The 16,027-nt window shown below is 51.3% G+C and carries 8 protein-coding genes and 1 pseudogene; 7 read left to right on the forward strand and 2 right to left on the reverse strand.

All coding sequences use genetic code 11. The features are described 5' to 3' along the window. Positions 1 to 360: 360 nt before the first annotated feature. A complete protein-coding gene (gene ubiG / locus ACM5QY_RS11280) occupies positions 361 to 1,098 on the reverse strand; it encodes a bifunctional 2-polyprenyl-6-hydroxyphenol methylase/3-demethylubiquinol 3-O-methyltransferase UbiG (protein ID WP_416120697.1) in 738 nt (245 codons plus the stop codon). A 260-nt stretch (positions 1,099 to 1,358) separates the two neighbouring features. Between ubiG and gyrA the strand changes: the two genes are divergently transcribed. From gyrA to rcsC, 7 genes and pseudogenes are all read left to right on the forward strand, one after another. After that, on the forward strand, positions 1,359 to 4,010 hold the full coding sequence (gene gyrA / locus ACM5QY_RS11285; RefSeq protein ID WP_416120698.1) for a DNA topoisomerase (ATP-hydrolyzing) subunit A: 2,652 nt from the start codon (positions 1,359 to 1,361) through the stop codon (positions 4,008 to 4,010). A 283-nt stretch (positions 4,011 to 4,293) separates the two neighbouring features. Then, a complete protein-coding gene (locus ACM5QY_RS11290) occupies positions 4,294 to 5,544 on the forward strand; it encodes a DUF2169 family type VI secretion system accessory protein (protein ID WP_416120699.1) in 1,251 nt (416 codons plus the stop codon). Then, positions 5,537 to 9,838, forward strand: a complete 4,302-nt coding sequence (locus tag ACM5QY_RS11295) for a PAAR-like domain-containing protein (RefSeq protein WP_416120700.1) — start codon at positions 5,537 to 5,539, stop codon at positions 9,836 to 9,838. The genes ACM5QY_RS11290 and ACM5QY_RS11295 overlap by 8 nt, the downstream gene beginning before the upstream one ends. A gap of 8 nt (positions 9,839 to 9,846) precedes the next feature. Then, on the forward strand, positions 9,847 to 10,242 hold the full coding sequence (locus ACM5QY_RS11300) for an Imm50 family immunity protein (RefSeq protein ID WP_416120701.1): 396 nt from the start codon (positions 9,847 to 9,849) through the stop codon (positions 10,240 to 10,242). Positions 10,243 to 10,490: 248 nt separating this feature from the next. Next, positions 10,491 to 11,321, forward strand: a pseudogene (locus ACM5QY_RS11305) (RHS repeat domain-containing protein); the annotation flags it as partial. Positions 11,322 to 11,641: 320 nt separating this feature from the next. Further along, a complete protein-coding gene (gene imm45 / locus ACM5QY_RS11310) occupies positions 11,642 to 11,971 on the forward strand; it encodes an Imm45 family immunity protein (RefSeq protein WP_416120702.1) in 330 nt (109 codons plus the stop codon). Between the two features lie 458 nt (positions 11,972 to 12,429). Then, on the forward strand, positions 12,430 to 15,300 hold the full coding sequence (gene rcsC / locus ACM5QY_RS11315) for a two-component system sensor histidine kinase RcsC (protein WP_416120703.1): 2,871 nt from the start codon (positions 12,430 to 12,432) through the stop codon (positions 15,298 to 15,300). 72 nt (positions 15,301 to 15,372) lie between these two features. On the opposite strand, the gene rcsB is transcribed toward rcsC, so the two are convergent. Next, positions 15,373 to 16,023: a response regulator transcription factor RcsB gene (gene rcsB, locus ACM5QY_RS11320; RefSeq protein WP_416120704.1), complete on the reverse strand. Its 651-nt coding sequence runs from the start codon at positions 16,021 to 16,023 to the stop codon at positions 15,373 to 15,375. Between the last annotated feature and the right edge of the window lie 4 nt (positions 16,024 to 16,027).

Raw genomic sequence — 16,027 nt, forward strand, 5'->3', positions numbered from 1 at the left:
GACTGAATGGCCCTTTGGCAAGTGAACAAAATGGCCAGTTTTGTGGATAAGTTGGGGAGAAATTTTTACGCCAAGCCTGAGGAGTCCGTCATTGCTGGCGCGACAAACCTGTCAATATCTCAGATACGATTTTCTTATATTTTTGCTAAAGGTGATCGACTGCCGGTTTATTAAACGTTAGAAAAAAACGCTATATTGATCTGGATAACTATTCTAAAAAAACATGTTGCCGCCGCCGGGAACACCAACGCCCTAAAAACTAAGGTTTAAGTAAAATTCAGAAGAGGGCAGCCTGCGTAAAGTCTGAGTATTTCAGCCCGGAGCGCATTTTCCGGGCTTGACGCAGGCTTAAATTTGCAATCAGGCCGAAGCGTTATTTTCTGCCTGCGTGTGGATCATGTAATTGACGTCCACGTTCGGCCCAAGCTTAAAATGGTCGGTGAGCGGATTGTAATGCAGACCCATAATGTGACGTTCAAACAGCGACGTTCGGTCAACCATGCTCAGCAGCTCTGACGGCTTGATGAACTTTTTGATGTCATGCGTCCCCTTCGGCACCATCTTGAGCACATATTCCGCGCCGAATATCGCCATCAGCCACGCTTTGTTGTTGCGGTTGATGGTAGAGAAGAAGACGTGGCCACCGGGCTTCACCAGACGGGCGCAGGCTGCCACCACAGACGCCGGGTCTGGTACGTGTTCCAGCATCTCCATACAGGTGACGACATCGTATTGCAGCGGATGGGCTTCGGCGTGCGCTTCAACCGTTTCCTGCACATAACCGACTTTCACGCCGCTTTCCAGTGCGTGTAAACGCGCAACCTGCAACGGCTCACCGCCCATGTCCAGACCGGTCACTTCCGCGCCCGCCACGGCCATGCTTTCACTTAAAATTCCGCCGCCGCAACCGACGTCGAGAACCTTCTTCCCGAACAGGCCATCGGCGCGCTCAAGAATGTAATTCAGACGCAGCGGATTAATACGATGAAGCGGTTTGAATTCGCCTTCCAGATCCCACCAGCGTGAGGCGACGGCCTCGAATTTGGCGATCTCTTCGTGGTCAATATTCTGTGCTTTAGGGGCCGGTGTGGTTGTCATAAGCGTGATGAACTCCTTAAGTCCTGATGATCGGATTATACATATTCCGCCTGCTTTGGTTCAGTTTTGTCGCGCCTGGTTAATGTTTGTACGAAATGACGCAGTTTGCGCAAAGGTTTGAAACATGTTGGATAATACTGCGCAAAAGGGGGCGGTTGTTTTCCACGTCTGGCTGGTTTGTGGTATAGTTTTACACCTTTGCGCTATATATGCCTACGTGGGCAGCGGCCATGAATAATCAGTAGAGGGATAGCAGCTCCATGAGCGACCTTGCCAGAGAAATCACACCGATTAACATCGAAGAAGAGCTAAAAAACTCTTATTTGGATTATGCGATGTCCGTTATTGTCGGACGTGCGTTGCCCGATGTGCGCGATGGTTTGAAACCGGTGCACCGCCGCGTACTTTTCGCAATGAATGTCCTCGGTAACGACTGGAATAAAGCCTACAAAAAATCGGCCCGTGTGGTCGGTGACGTTATCGGTAAATATCACCCACACGGTGATACCGCAGTTTATGACACTATCGTTCGTATGGCTCAGCCTTTCTCACTTCGCTATATGCTGGTGGACGGGCAGGGTAACTTCGGTTCGGTGGATGGCGACTCCGCCGCCGCCATGCGTTATACCGAAATCCGTATGTCAAAAATTGCACACGAATTGCTGGCAGACTTAGAAAAAGACACTGTCGATTTCGTGCCTAACTACGACGGCACCGAACAAATTCCTTCTGTCATGCCTACCCGAATTCCTAACCTGCTGGTTAACGGTTCGTCAGGTATTGCGGTCGGTATGGCGACCAACATTCCGCCGCATAACCTCACCGAGGTGATTAACGGCTGTCTTGCGTACATCGAAGATGAAAACATCAGCATTGAAGGGCTGATGGAACACATTCCGGGGCCTGATTTCCCGACTGCCGCGATCATCAATGGCCGCCGTGGGATTGAAGAAGCTTACCGTACTGGCCGTGGCAAGATTTTGATCCGCGCCCGTGCTGAAGTCGAAGCCGATGCCAAAACCGGTCGTGAAACTATCATCGTTCACGAGATCCCGTATCAGGTAAACAAAGCCCGTCTGATCGAAAAAATTGCCGAACTGGTCAAAGAGAAACGTGTTGAAGGCATCAGCGCACTGCGCGATGAGTCTGACAAAGACGGTATGCGTATCGTCATTGAAATCAAACGCGATTCGGTCGGTGAAGTGGTTCTCAACAACCTCTACTCCCTCACCCAGTTGCAGACCACGTTCGGTATCAACATGGTGGCTCTGCATCAGGGCCAGCCAAAGATACTGGGACTGAAAGACATTCTGTCCGCGTTTGTACGTCACCGTCGTGAGGTGGTGACCCGTCGTACTATCTTTGAACTCCGTAAAGCCCGTGACCGTGCGCATATCCTCGAAGCTCTGGCTATCGCCCTGGCAAACATCGATCCTATCATCGAACTGATCCGTGCTGCACAGTCTCCGGCTGAAGCGAAAGCGGGCCTGATTGCGCGTTCATGGGATCTGGGCAACGTAGCCGCGATGCTGGAAAGCGCCGGTGATGATGCGGCACGTCCTGAATGGCTGGAGCCCGAGTTTGGTATTCACGACGGGAAATATTTCCTGACTGAGCAGCAGGCACAGGCGATTTTGGATCTGCGTCTGCAGAAACTGACTGGCCTTGAGCATGAAAAGCTGCTGGATGAGTACAAAGAGCTGTTGGTGCAAATCGCCGAGTTGCTGTTCATCCTCTCCAACCCTGATCGTCTGATGGAAGTCATCCGTGAAGAGCTGGAAGCGATTCGCGATCAGTATAACGATCCGCGTCGTACCGTTATTACCGCGAACACTTCTGACATCAACATCGAAGACCTGATCAATCAGGAAGACGTTGTGGTGACATTGTCGCATCAGGGTTATGTGAAATATCAGCCTCTGACTGACTATGAAGCGCAGCGTCGTGGTGGTAAAGGCAAGTCAGCCGCCCGTATTAAAGAAGAAGATTTCATCGATCGTCTGCTGGTGGCCAACACCCACGACACCATTCTGATGTTCTCAAGTCGCGGACGTCTGTACTGGATGAAAGTTTATCAGTTGCCGGAAGCCAGTCGCGGTGCTCGTGGCCGTCCGATCGTCAACTTACTGCCGCTTGAACCGAACGAACGTATTACCGCCATTCTGCCTGTACGCGAGTACGAAGAAGGCCGTCATGTGTTCATGGCAACCGCCAGCGGTACCGTGAAGAAAACCGCTCTGACCGATTTCAGCCGCCCACGCAGCGCCGGCATCATCGCCATCAACCTCAACGAGGGTGATGAACTGATTGGTGTTGACCTGACCGACGGTAAAGATGAAGTCATGCTGTTCTCTGCGGCCGGTAAAGTGGTGCGCTTCTCCGAAGAAGCCGTCCGTTCAATGGGCCGTACAGCGACAGGTGTTCGCGGTATCCGTCTGGGCGAAGGCGATAGCGTGGTGTCCCTGATTATCCCACGCGGCGACGGTTGTATCCTGACTGTGACGCAAAACGGCTTCGGTAAACGTACTGAATCTACCGAATATCCAACCAAATCCCGTGCAACGCAGGGCGTTATCTCGATCAAAGTGAGCGAGCGTAACGGACCGGTTGTTGGCGCGATTCAGGTAGATGAAGCGGATCAGATCATGATGATCACCGACGCCGGTACGCTGGTGCGTACCCGTGTTTCCGAAGTGAGTACCGTAGGCCGTAACACCCAGGGTGTGACGCTTATCCGTACAGCGGAAGAAGAACACGTCGTCGGCTTGCAACGTGTTGCAGAACCAGTAGAAGACGAAGAACTGGATGGCGTTGCCACCGAAGAAGGCGAACTGGAAGCGGCACAAGCAGCCGATCTGCCAGACGAAGCTGAAAGTGAAGACAATCAGCCAGGTGACGACGAAGAAGAATAAGTTTTCTTAGTCGGTTGAATGAAGGGCATAACTTTGGTTATGCCCTTTTTTATTGGATTGCTCATAAACATGGTTTTATATTTACCTAATTAATAACTCTAACCCAAAGTATATATCTCGCTTTTGTCATCGTTTTTTTAATTTTCATCATTAATGCTGTTAATTAAAAAATCGGCATAATCAAACTCGTGAAAGATATTAATTCCTTTTATTATTAACTCCCTCAAATATGAGGCTAATGACGCCTCATTTAAAACAAGGCGAACATAAGGATGTTTTTAAAATGGAATTCCGAAATCTTACGCCCTTTGCGGCGATGCAGTTCAAGATGCTCGATCGGGAAGATAATGAAAATTATGTGATCGTAATGAAAGTGGGATACCGGCTGGAACCCGATGAAAGCGGAGGCTACCGCGTCAGGGTCAGGGACGATGATGCCGTGGCACTCAACGTCCGGGATGAGTATCTGGCTTCGGTAAACACGTCATCGGTTATTCAGGAAAGCGATCTTGCTCCGTTTAAACCCTCCTGCGATATCATTATTTCCGGGAGCGCCTGTGCAGAAAACTGTTCCCCTGTATTAAAACAAAACATCAGTGCCGTAATTAATAATGCAGCCGGTGAGGCTATTTTAGAAAAGAAATTAACTGTTAATGGAAAACAGTTTTTCTTAAAAAATAAAATTACACAGCAATGGTCACTGACAGAATCCGAACCTTTTATTAGCCAGCCTGTTATTTGGGAAGCGGCATTCGGCGGTGAGTGCCGGATAAATAAACCGGATGACGGGGCTGATTCTATCCCGAAAGCCGATCGTCTGACCGATATTCAGAAAGCCAGTCATCCCGATTCAGAAAATTTACCACTCGCTCACACCGTTTGTGAGAACAACCCGCTGGGTAAAGGATTTATCACGTCGTGGTACGCACGCGCTACACACGCTGACCGTTATCCTGCACCGCAGATTACCGATCCGCGTTATCCCTTTACGGTTGAGGATTTTGACTCGCAGATCGCCGGTAGCGCTGACTTAACGGCGAAACAGTTTCAGCCTGCCGGATTCGGTTTTATCGGGCGCGCCTGGCTGCCGCGACGTCTGAAGGCAGGAACCTATGATGAGGCATGGCTGAACACCCGGCATCCCGGCTTACCTGAAGATTTTGATTTTAACTACTGGAATGCCGCCCCCGAAGACCAGCAAATCCCCTTTCCAAAGCTTCCCCTCTCCGTGGCGTTGCAAGGTTTTTCCCCGGATGGTCAGATACGGTTTTCACTGCCTGCCCATGAAGCGTTCGTGCTGTTGCGTATGGACGACGGCCTGATTATGCCCCGCGAAATGAACCTCGATACGTTGCATATTGATGCCGACAGCCTTGACGTTACCGCCTGCTGGCGTTTTCTTCTTCCCGCCACCGTGCCGGTTCGGGTGGTCGAAGCCCGCTATGAAACGGAGCCAGAGAAACTGCTGGAAAAACTGTTCGGTTTTTCTATGCCTGAATCCTTAACAAAAACGGAGGAACACGCTCATGGCTGAGAACTACATGGCACGCAAAGACGGTCTGTGGACAGTCGTTTGTCTGTCGCCCGACGTCTGTAAAACCCCGATGGGGCCTGCCACGCCGCCGGTGCCCTATCAGGTGACGGCAAACCTCGGTAATGCGGTGCAGGAAGTTAAAAAGGTGAAAGTGAACGGTTGCCCGGTGGTGGTGCTCAATCAAAGTTTTATCCCGAATACCCAAGGCGATGAGCCTGGCGTTGCCAAAGGCGTGCAAAGCGGGACGGTCGGCGCGAAATGCGAGCCGATGGAACACAGTAAAACCGTGCGTGTGGGCGGGAAACCCATATTGCGCCACGGCGACAAGTTCTGGATGAACGAAAAAAATACCACCGGGGTCATTGTCGGGCAGCCGCCGGAGATGAATATTTCTTTGACGGAAATCAGCTCAGCGGCCAGCCCTGAAACCGGTGAAGAGAATGAACCTGACGGGAAACTGCCCGACAGTGCGTGGTATGGCGCATTTCTGGCTGCAGGTGCTATGCGAAATGGTAGCCCTGAATCGTACGAAGTCATTGCCGGATCAGCGGGCCCGGATGCGTTGCGTGGATTTCGTACGGCGATGGAGAACCAGTATGTTTTCATGGCTGCTGGCATCGTTATCGGTGGTGCAATCACTGAAAAGCAAAAGAAGCAGCAGGGAAAAGGTTCAATCATACCCAGGGAAGATTCAATGCCTTCCGCCAACTCCTATCCTCCACGGCCTGCTAATTTGGGAGGCGGCGGAAAAGTCAAATTCCGCAGCGAAGGCAACGGTAAAGCGTCCACCCGCAAGCATGGCGAGCCAACTGTTTCCGATAATAAAGAAGGCAACTTCGGCGGCACCTGCAGCGTAAAAGGTGATCCCGTTGACATCGCGACCGGCGATTTCCTGCAAAACCTGCAAGTCATCGACCTGCCCGGTACGCTGCCGCTGACGCTCAACCGCACCTACCGTTCCCGTTCCACGGCATCAGGTATTTTCGGCCATAAATGGGCCGATAACTGGTCGCAGTCTTTACGGCTTGATGACCATGAAATCCATTTCACCACAGAGGAAGGTTCCACCCTCAGCTACTATTCCGCCGCTGATAAAGACAACGTGGACGGGATTAACCTGCATCAGGCACACCTTCATTTACACGGCAGCCGCCGCGGCACGCTTTATATCTTCAATCATCATACCCAGCAAACGCTGTGCTTTGACGCGCAATCCGGCTCACACCGCCGGCTGAGTTCCCTGCGCGACCGTGCCGGTAACCATATCGACTTTGTTTATCAGAACGACCGTCTGATTGCGCTGAAACACAGCGACGGTTACCGCGTTGAGCTTGGCTGGCAGGAGGGGCAACTGATTGCTATTGCGCGTACCGATGCGCAACAACGTCAGGAGTTAGCGCAATGCACTTACAACGACAACGGCAGATTAGCTGAGTGTAAAACCTTCCAGTTCACACATCTTTATCACGAATACGACGCCAGCGGCTTCATGACCCGCTGGAAGGACACGGATAAAACGGACGTCAGCATCCGCTATGACGCCAAAGGTCGCGTGACGGGCACGCGGGCCGCAGGCGGTTACTATCGCGACAGTTTTGCCTATGACGATGTTAACCGCGTGACGACCTGTATCGATGGCGAAGGCGGCCGGACGGTTTGCGAATACAACGTTTTCGGGCTGGTGACACGGGAAACGGATCCGCTTGGCCGCATCACGCTGACGCGCTGGGACCGTGGCAACAAAGTGTCACACACCGATCCCCTCGGGCGGGAAACCCGCTACGGCTATAACCCTCACGGGCAAGTCACCCGCGTGGAAAGCGCGGGCGGCGACGCGACGCGCTATCAGTACGATGAGCACGGACAGGTCGTTAAACTGATCCAACCCGACGGCGGCGAATGGCTGTTTACCCGCAACGGCCAGGGGAAAATGCTCAGCCAGACCGATCCGCAGGGGCGGGTTCAGCGGTTTGAATACAGCCCGCAGGGGCAGCTGACCGCCGATATCCGGCCGGATGGCGCTGAGCATCGCTACGTCTGGAATGCGTATTACCGGCTGAGTCAGATGATTGCGCCGGATGAGGCCGCGACACACTTCACCCAGGACCGCTTTGGTCGCCTGCAAAGCGTGACCGATCCGCTGGGGCAGACAACCCGTTATACGCAAAGTGAACAGCACGCCGGGCAACAAGGCAGCGTCACGGCCATCCATCGGCCCGACGGCATCACGCAAAAGATGCGCTACGACAGTGAAAAACGCCCGGCGACCCTGACCGACGGCGAGGGGAAAACCACCGGTTACACCTACGGTGCGTTCGACCTGCTAAAGGCGCAAACACGGCCCGATGGTCAGACACTTCATTTCGGCTACGATTCGCTGACCCGGCTGAATCAGGTCACGAATGCCGGTGGCGAAACCTATCAGTACGCGCGTGATGCTGCCGGGCAGGTGATCAGTGAAACGGATTTCACCGGCCGCGTCACGCAGTACGACTACGACGCCGCCGGAAGGCGGATTCTGGCGCGGTATGCTGACCACCGTGAAGTCCGCTGGCACTGGTCGGTTCGTGATGAGTTGCTGCGTGAGAAGGTCTGGCAGAAAGACGCGACGCAGTGCACGCTGCTTGCCGCAACGGTCTATGAATACGACGCTCAGGGAAGGATGACGCGGGCGCAAAACGACGACGCCGTGGTGGAGTTTGAATACGACGCCAGCGGGCATCTGGTGCGCGAACGTATCAATGGCCGCGACGTGGTTTACGGGTGGGATGAACAGTCTCGCAGGGCAATGTCCCGCAAAAACGGCACGCAGACGTTGTCGTTTAATTACGACGTCTGCGGCAGACTGGCACAAATGCAGGCAGATGATTTCAGCCCGCTGAGAATGGAATACGACAGGCTGGGGCGTGAAAACCAGCGGCACAGCGCCGCCGGATTTGCGCAGGCGCAAGGTTTTTCACCGACGGGGATGCTGCTGGAGCAGACCGCAGGGCGTGAGTCGGCCGTGAACCGCCGCTGGGCGTACGACGGCGCGTACAACGTGCGGCGCATCGACGACGCCCGCTGGGGAACGTCGCATTATCACTACAACAGCAACGACCAGATAATCCACGCGGAGCAAACCGGTGTGCAGCCGCTGCTGGAGCTGTTCAGTTACGACAGCAACCTGAACATTACCGGCACCGGATGGCGTACAGGAGGCAACGACGGTATCCCTGAACGGGTCAGTCAGGTGCAACACGCCGGGCGAGTGGTACGGCGGGGAAATTGTGAATACCGTTACGATACGGCCGGACGGCTGGAAGAGAAAAAGACAGAAATACCCGGTTTCCGCCCGCAGCTCTGGCGCTACCGGTGGGACGCTCAGAACCAGATACGCGGACTTATTACGCCCGAAGGTGAACGCTGGCAGTACGCCTACGATGCCTTCGGACGGCGGATCAGTAAACGGCGTGAAGGTGGTAACCGCAACAAACCCGCAGGCTACGACTATTTGTGGAGCGGCGACCAGCTTATCGAAGAAACGCCGGTCTATGCCGACGGCACCGCAGCTTATGAAGAAAGCATTCACTGGCTGTATGAAACGGGTGCATTCACGCCTCTCGCACGCAGCGAAAAAGGTCAGCTGCATTATGTGGTCAGCGACCACATGGGCACGCCACGCGAGCTGTTGACCGAAAAAGGCGATGTCGCATGGGCAAACCGGTTAAGTACGTGGGGTAAAGAAACCCGCTACCGCCTGGCCGCCAATGATGACCGCCCGACCTGCAACCTGCGGTTTACCGGGCAGTACGCCGATGAAGAATCCGGGTTGCATTACAACCGGCACCGTTACTATGATAGTGAAACGGGGCAATACCTGAGTCCGGATCCGATAGGGTTGGCGGGCGGGTTGAACCCTTACGGATATGTGCATAACCCGCTTAGTTGGGTTGATCCGCTGGGGCTGGCTTGTTGTCCTCCCAAATATGGATCAAGAAATGAGGCGTTCAGAGCGGCGAAAAGAGATGCGGGAATACCTATGGGGCAACAACCTTCAAAGGTTGAAATGGTTAATTTAACCGATCGTAATGGGCACAATATTCTTGGTAAAGATTATAAACCAATTAAAACCAGAGAATATACATTCACGAGACCAGGGAAAGAAGATATTGTCATTCAGGATCATTCCTCTGGCCATACTTATGGCCAGGATGGTACACCTGGTAATCAAGGCCCTCATATTAATGTAAGGCCGAAGAGCGACACTAGAAATGGTCAAATAGATGATACGCTTGAACACTACCCATTTTAGGAGAAGCCATGAAACCATGGACTGATTATCTTGTTAACGCGAGACATATTGATTCTATTTATCATAAAGATAAACCGAGTTTAAATAATGTAGATATTCATGAGGTTATTTTTCATAGAGATGGCCCAAAGATTTCTATTCGAATGAATCTGAATGAATTCCCAACCAGCCCGCCCCCAAAGTGGGTTGCACAAAAATTCAATACAGTTCAGATTATATTGACCCTTGTTGATATCGGAGATGTAAGCATGTCAGGGTGGGTTGATACTAACTACATTGCGAACATTACCATTGAACAAGTAAATGGAAAGATATGCATGAATGTGAGTAATGCCAGCCTTAAATTAGTAATAAAATCAAGTTTTATGGATATTGAATCTGTAGCAGCTTATACGCGGAAATAATAAAATAGCCGGAATGGTCATCAGATCTTTCCGGCTATTTTATATCTGGTAATTACTTAATTAGTCATGCCATACAGCATATTCTTAACATTCTGATTAGCATGCTTAATATCGCGCAACTGCTGGCGAAGCAACTCCTGCTCATACTTCAGGTCGTTCACTTCATCGCTGTCACGAATAAGTACAATACAGCAGTCTGATATTTTCACGGTGAGGTATGCGCCCGCCTCAAATCTCGACTCACGCAGCCGCTGCTGGAGCTTTTCAGTTACGACAACAACCTGAACCTTGCCAGCAACGGGTGGCGTACAGGAGAAAATGACGGTATCCCTGAACGGGTCAGTCAGATGCAGCACGCCGGGCGAGTGGTACGGCGGGGAAATTGTGAATACCGTTACGATACCGCCGGACGGCTGGAAGAGAAAAAGATAGAAATACCCGGCTTCCGCCCGCAGCTCTGGCGCTACCGGTGGGACGCTCAGAACCAGATGTGCGGACTGAACACTCCCAATGGCGAACGGTGGCAGTACGCCTATGATGCTTTCGGCCGCCGGATCAGTAAACGTCGTGAAGGTGGCAGCCACAACAAACCTGCGGGTTACGACTATTTGTGGAGCGGCGACCAGCTTATTGAAGAAACGCCGGTCTGCGCCGACGGCACCCCGGCTTATGAAGAAAGCATTCACTGGCTGTATGAAACGGGTGCATTAACGCCTCTTGCACGCCGTGAAAAAGGTCAGCTGCATTATGTGGTCAGCGATCACCTGGGCACGCCACGCGAGCTGTTGACCGAAAAAGGCGATGTCGCATGGGCAAACCGGTTAAGTACGTGGGGTAAAGAAACCCGCTACCGCCTGGCAGCAAATGATGACGGCCCGACCTGCAACCTGCGCTTCGCCGGGCAGTACGCCGATGAAGAATCCGGGTTGCATTACAACCGGCACCGTTACTATGATAGTGAAACGGGGCAATATCTGAGTCCGGATCCGATAGGGTTAGCGGGTGGGTTTAATCCTTACGGATATGTGCATAATCCGCTGAGTTGGGTTGATCCGCTGGGGCTGGCTTGTTGTTCATTACCTAATGGCCAAAGTGTTGAGAGTTTTGAACAGAGCCTCGTCAAATTACCTGCAAATGAAAGAGTACCAGTTGTTAGAAATATGGCTGAAAACGTGGCTAAAAATAATGATTGGACGCGTGCTAGGAATATAGAAAATAAAAATAGAGGCCGTACAATTTATCAGGATGATAAATATTATTATTCTGTTGATACGCAACATGCAAGATTTGAAAAATTAGGTAAAAAGACTGGCAAGCATATGGGCGAAATTGATATGGGGCAGAATCCTATTCAAGATAGCATTGACAAAAGTGGTGGGCATGATGTGGTGATTAAATAATGATCAGACTTACTAATTATAAATCAAAAGTCATATCGAGAGGCAGTGTGTTCAGATTCCCGTCGGTTTGGCCTTACGAGAAATTTGTAGATTTGCTTGTGGTGAGCATGCCTGATGAGGACTCCGAACATGCTTTAGTTGTATCAACTGGGCATAAAGCAGGACTTATTTTAGTCAGGTTACCTAGAGAATGTGAATCGACAAGTAGCAGATCTATTAGATATCAATGGGTTTTAGAAAACTGGGGGAAATGGATATATCCAGATTGTAATGTTGAGGATGTTTTTATTCTTCAACATTACGAAGAGCCACGGTATCCTGCAAAATAAATCGTTAAACGAACAGCCAGAAATAATTCCGGCTGTTTGTTTATACTGTTGTTTAATTCAGCAATCCCTGAAATTCACTTTGAATATTCAGATTGGCCTGTCCATTTTTCAGGCCGCGCACATCATCCTTATCCAGTAGTAGTACTGGACGGCCGTACAACCTTTTATTTTGTAAAATATTAAATAGTTTTTAATTAGTGCTGGCACTGCCGAAGAAACGCCGGTCTGCGCCGACGGCACCGCAGCTTATGAAGAAAGCATTCACTGGCTGTATGAAACGGGTGCATTAACGCCTCTCGCACGCCGTGAAAAAGGTCAGCTGCTTTATGTGGTCAGCGATCACATGGGTAACCTTCTGTTTACACAAAGCGATTCTCCCAACGCTTTTTAGAAAGCCGATCAATAGTGTATTCTGATCCACATTCCGCTCACCGAGCCGTTACACCAATGGTTAATCCTTGAAATATCTTGCTTCGTTTCGTACAACGCTGAGAATCTCCCGTTACCTTTTCCGGGTACTGGCGCTTATGCTGTGGACACTGGGTGTGTTACTGACCACCTTTTATGTGCTGAATATCTTCCACAACAAAGAATCCGAGATCCGCGATGAGGATAACCTCAACTACGATCTGGCGCAGAGCTATGTCAAAAATTCCAATGACGTCATGCACAGCATAAAGTTTATGGCCGAAAAACGGCTCAGCGATTCCATGAACGGGCTGGATATCATCAATGGCATGATCAGCACCAAAACTACGCCGCCGACGTATCTTTCGCTGTTTCCTGAGTCCGACTGTACCCAGATAAGTGACAGTTACCGCAATTCGCTGGCCTCGCTCGGTAACACGATCCATTACTGGAAAGATAATTTCTCGGATGCCTACGATCTGAACCGCGTGTTCTTTATCAGCGGCGAGAATCTGTGTCTGGTGGATTTTGGGATCAGCAGCGAACCGCTGGAGCGTGAAAGTCAGGAACAGCTGAAATCCCTGCACGAAAAAATTCTGCAATATCGCAACGGCAAAAATCAGGACAAAGCCAACAGCCTGTACTGGGTGTCGCAATCCGCCAATAAAGATTCCGGCTATCTGTATGTATTAACGCCTATTTATGTCGGTAACAAACTGGAAGCCCTGATGGGGATCCAGCAAAATCTGCGTCTGGAAGATTTGCTTAACCCGAACGCGCAGCATACCGGCGTGACGCTGCTGGACGAAGACGATCAGCCGTTGCTGAGTATCTCTGAAGATGAGGGTTACACTGCGACACTGGGGAATTATCCGCAGGAAAGCTCTTATTTTGGCTACACGAATGGCTATAAAGATCTCATCTATAAAAAGCCTCTGGCACCTTCCACGCTGAGCGTGGTCTATTCTATGCCATTCAATATGCTGCTGGAACGGTTCAAGATACTGATTTTCAACGCCATATTGCTGAACATATTCTCCGGCCTGCTCTTGTTTATCCTCGCCTGGGTATTTGAGCGCAAGATGTTTTTACCGGCGGAAGAAAACGCTTTCCGTCTGGAAGAGCATGAGCAGTTCAATCATAAAATTGTCGCCTCCGCGCCGGTGGGGATCTCGATACTGCGTATCAGCGATGGCGTGAATATTCTGAGCAACGAACTGGCTCATAACTATATCAGTATGCTGACGCAGGAAGACCGCCAGCGTATTACGCGGATAATCTGCGATCAGCAGGTCAATTTCGTCGATGTGATTACCAAGAATAACAATAACATTCAGCTGAGTTTCGTTCACTCACGCTACCGTAACGAAGACGTGGCGATTTGCGTGCTGATTGACGTCAGCTCGCGGGTAAAAATGGAAGAATCGCTTCAGGAAATGGCCAATGCGGCGGAACAGGCCAGCCAGTCGAAATCCATGTTCCTGGCAACGGTCAGCCATGAATTGCGAACGCCGCTCTACGGGATTATCGGTAACCTGGATCTGCTGCAAACGCAGGGCTTGCCGCAGGGCGTTGACCGTCTGGTGACGGCGATGAATAACTCCTCCGCGCTTTTGCTGAAAATTATCAGCGATATTCTCGACTTCTCAAAGATTGAATCTGAGCAGCTGAAAATCGAGCCGCAGGAATTCTCATGCCGCGAAGTGATTACCCACATTGCGGGCAACTATCTGCCGCTGGTGGTGAAGAAACGTCTTGGGCTGTACTGCTTTATTGAGCACAACGTCCCGCTGTCGTTTAACGGTGATCCGGTGCGTTTGCAGCAAGTCATTTCCAACATCCTGAATAATGCGATCAAATTCACCGATACCGGCTGTATCGTCCTGAACGTCAGAACGTGCGGCAATTATCTCGAATTCCAGGTGCGCGATACCGGCGTGGGGATCCCTGAGCGGGAAATTACGCGCCTGTTTGATCCGTTCTTCCAGGTCGGAACTGGCGTGCAGCGGCACTTCCAGGGCACCGGGCTGGGGCTGGCGATTTGTGAAAAGCTGATCAACCTGATGGATGGCGATATTGACGTCGAATCCGAGCCGGGGCTGGGCAGTTCGTTTACCGTGCGTATTCCGCTGTATAACGCTACGTTCCCGTCAGAAGAGCCGCTGGATAACTGGCAGGACAAAACGGTCTGGCTGGATGTGCGGAACGCCTATCTGGAAAGCTATCTGATGCAGCTCCTGCGCTACCATGGTGCGAAGATCCAGCGCTGTGAGGCGGGATTGCAAAGTCAGCGTGAAGATGTGCTGATCACTGACACGCCGCTCATCCACAAAGGTGATCTGGCGGCGCAAATTGAGTTTTCTATCGCGCACATCGGGCTGCCGGTCGAGACGCGTCCGGGATACTGGGTTCACAGCACCTCGACGCCGCTGGAAATCACTGCGCTCCTTAACCGGATTTATCAGCTGGAATCATCAGCGGAAGAGGGCGGCTTGCCGGCACCTGAAGTGGCTGTGGTGCACGATTACAGCGATATCACGTTGCTGGTGGTGGATGACCATCCGATCAACCGGCGTCTGCTGGCCGATCAGTTGGGCACGATGGGTTACATCGTGGTGACTGCAAATGACGGGATGGACGCGCTGGACGCCATGCGTTCCCATGATATTGATATCGTTCTCAGTGACGTTAACATGCCGCGTCTGGATGGTTATGGTCTGACGCAAAAACTGCGCGAGCTGGGCCATACGCTGCCGGTCATTGGCGTGACCGCTAACGCGCTGGCGGAACAGCGTCAGCGCTGTCTGGAGGCAGGCATGGATAACTGTTTGTCGAAACCGGTTACGCTGGATACGCTACGCGGTACGCTGAGTTACTACAGCGCGCTGGTCCGCAAGACGCGGGAAAGTGAGCAGGATTAGAAAAACAAAAGGCACCCGAGGGTGCCTTTTTCATATCTTAACGTTTAACAACCAGGTTAACCTGTTGAAATGTTAGTCTCTATCTACCGGCTGAGAGCTGACGGAAGACAGATAGTTAAGCAGGGCGATGTCATTTTCCACCCCCAGTTTCAGCATCGCAGATTTCTTCTGGCTGCTGATAGTTTTGATGCTGCGGTTCAGCTTTTTCGCAATCTCAGTCACCAGGAAACCTTCTGCAAAGAGACGCAGAACTTCGCTTTCTTTCGGAGACAGACGCTTGTCGCCATAACCGTTAGCGCTGATTTTTTCCAGCAGTTTGGCGACGCTGTCAGGCGTGAACTTCTTGCCTTTCTGCAACGCGGCCAGCGCTTTAGGTAAATCGGTTGGCGCGCCTTGTTTCAGGACAATCCCTTCAATATCCAGATCCAAAACAGAGCTCAGGATTGCCGGATTATTGTTCATGGTCAGAACAATAATGGACAACTGCGGATAGTGACGTTTGATGTACTTGATCAGCGTAATGCCATCGCCGAATTTGTCGCCCGGCATAGAAAGGTCGGTAATCAGAACATGGGCGTCAAGTTTACTTAAGCTGTTAACCAGTGCTGTTGAGTCTTCGAACTCACCGACAACGTTCACCCATTCAATTTGTTCAAGGGACTTACGAATACCAAACAGGACGATAGGATGGTCATCAGCAATAATTACGTTCATAGTATTCATGTGA

It is taken from the genome of Rahnella sp. PCH160, from assembly GCF_047784855.1.
Lineage (GTDB): Bacteria > Pseudomonadota > Gammaproteobacteria > Enterobacterales > Enterobacteriaceae > Rahnella.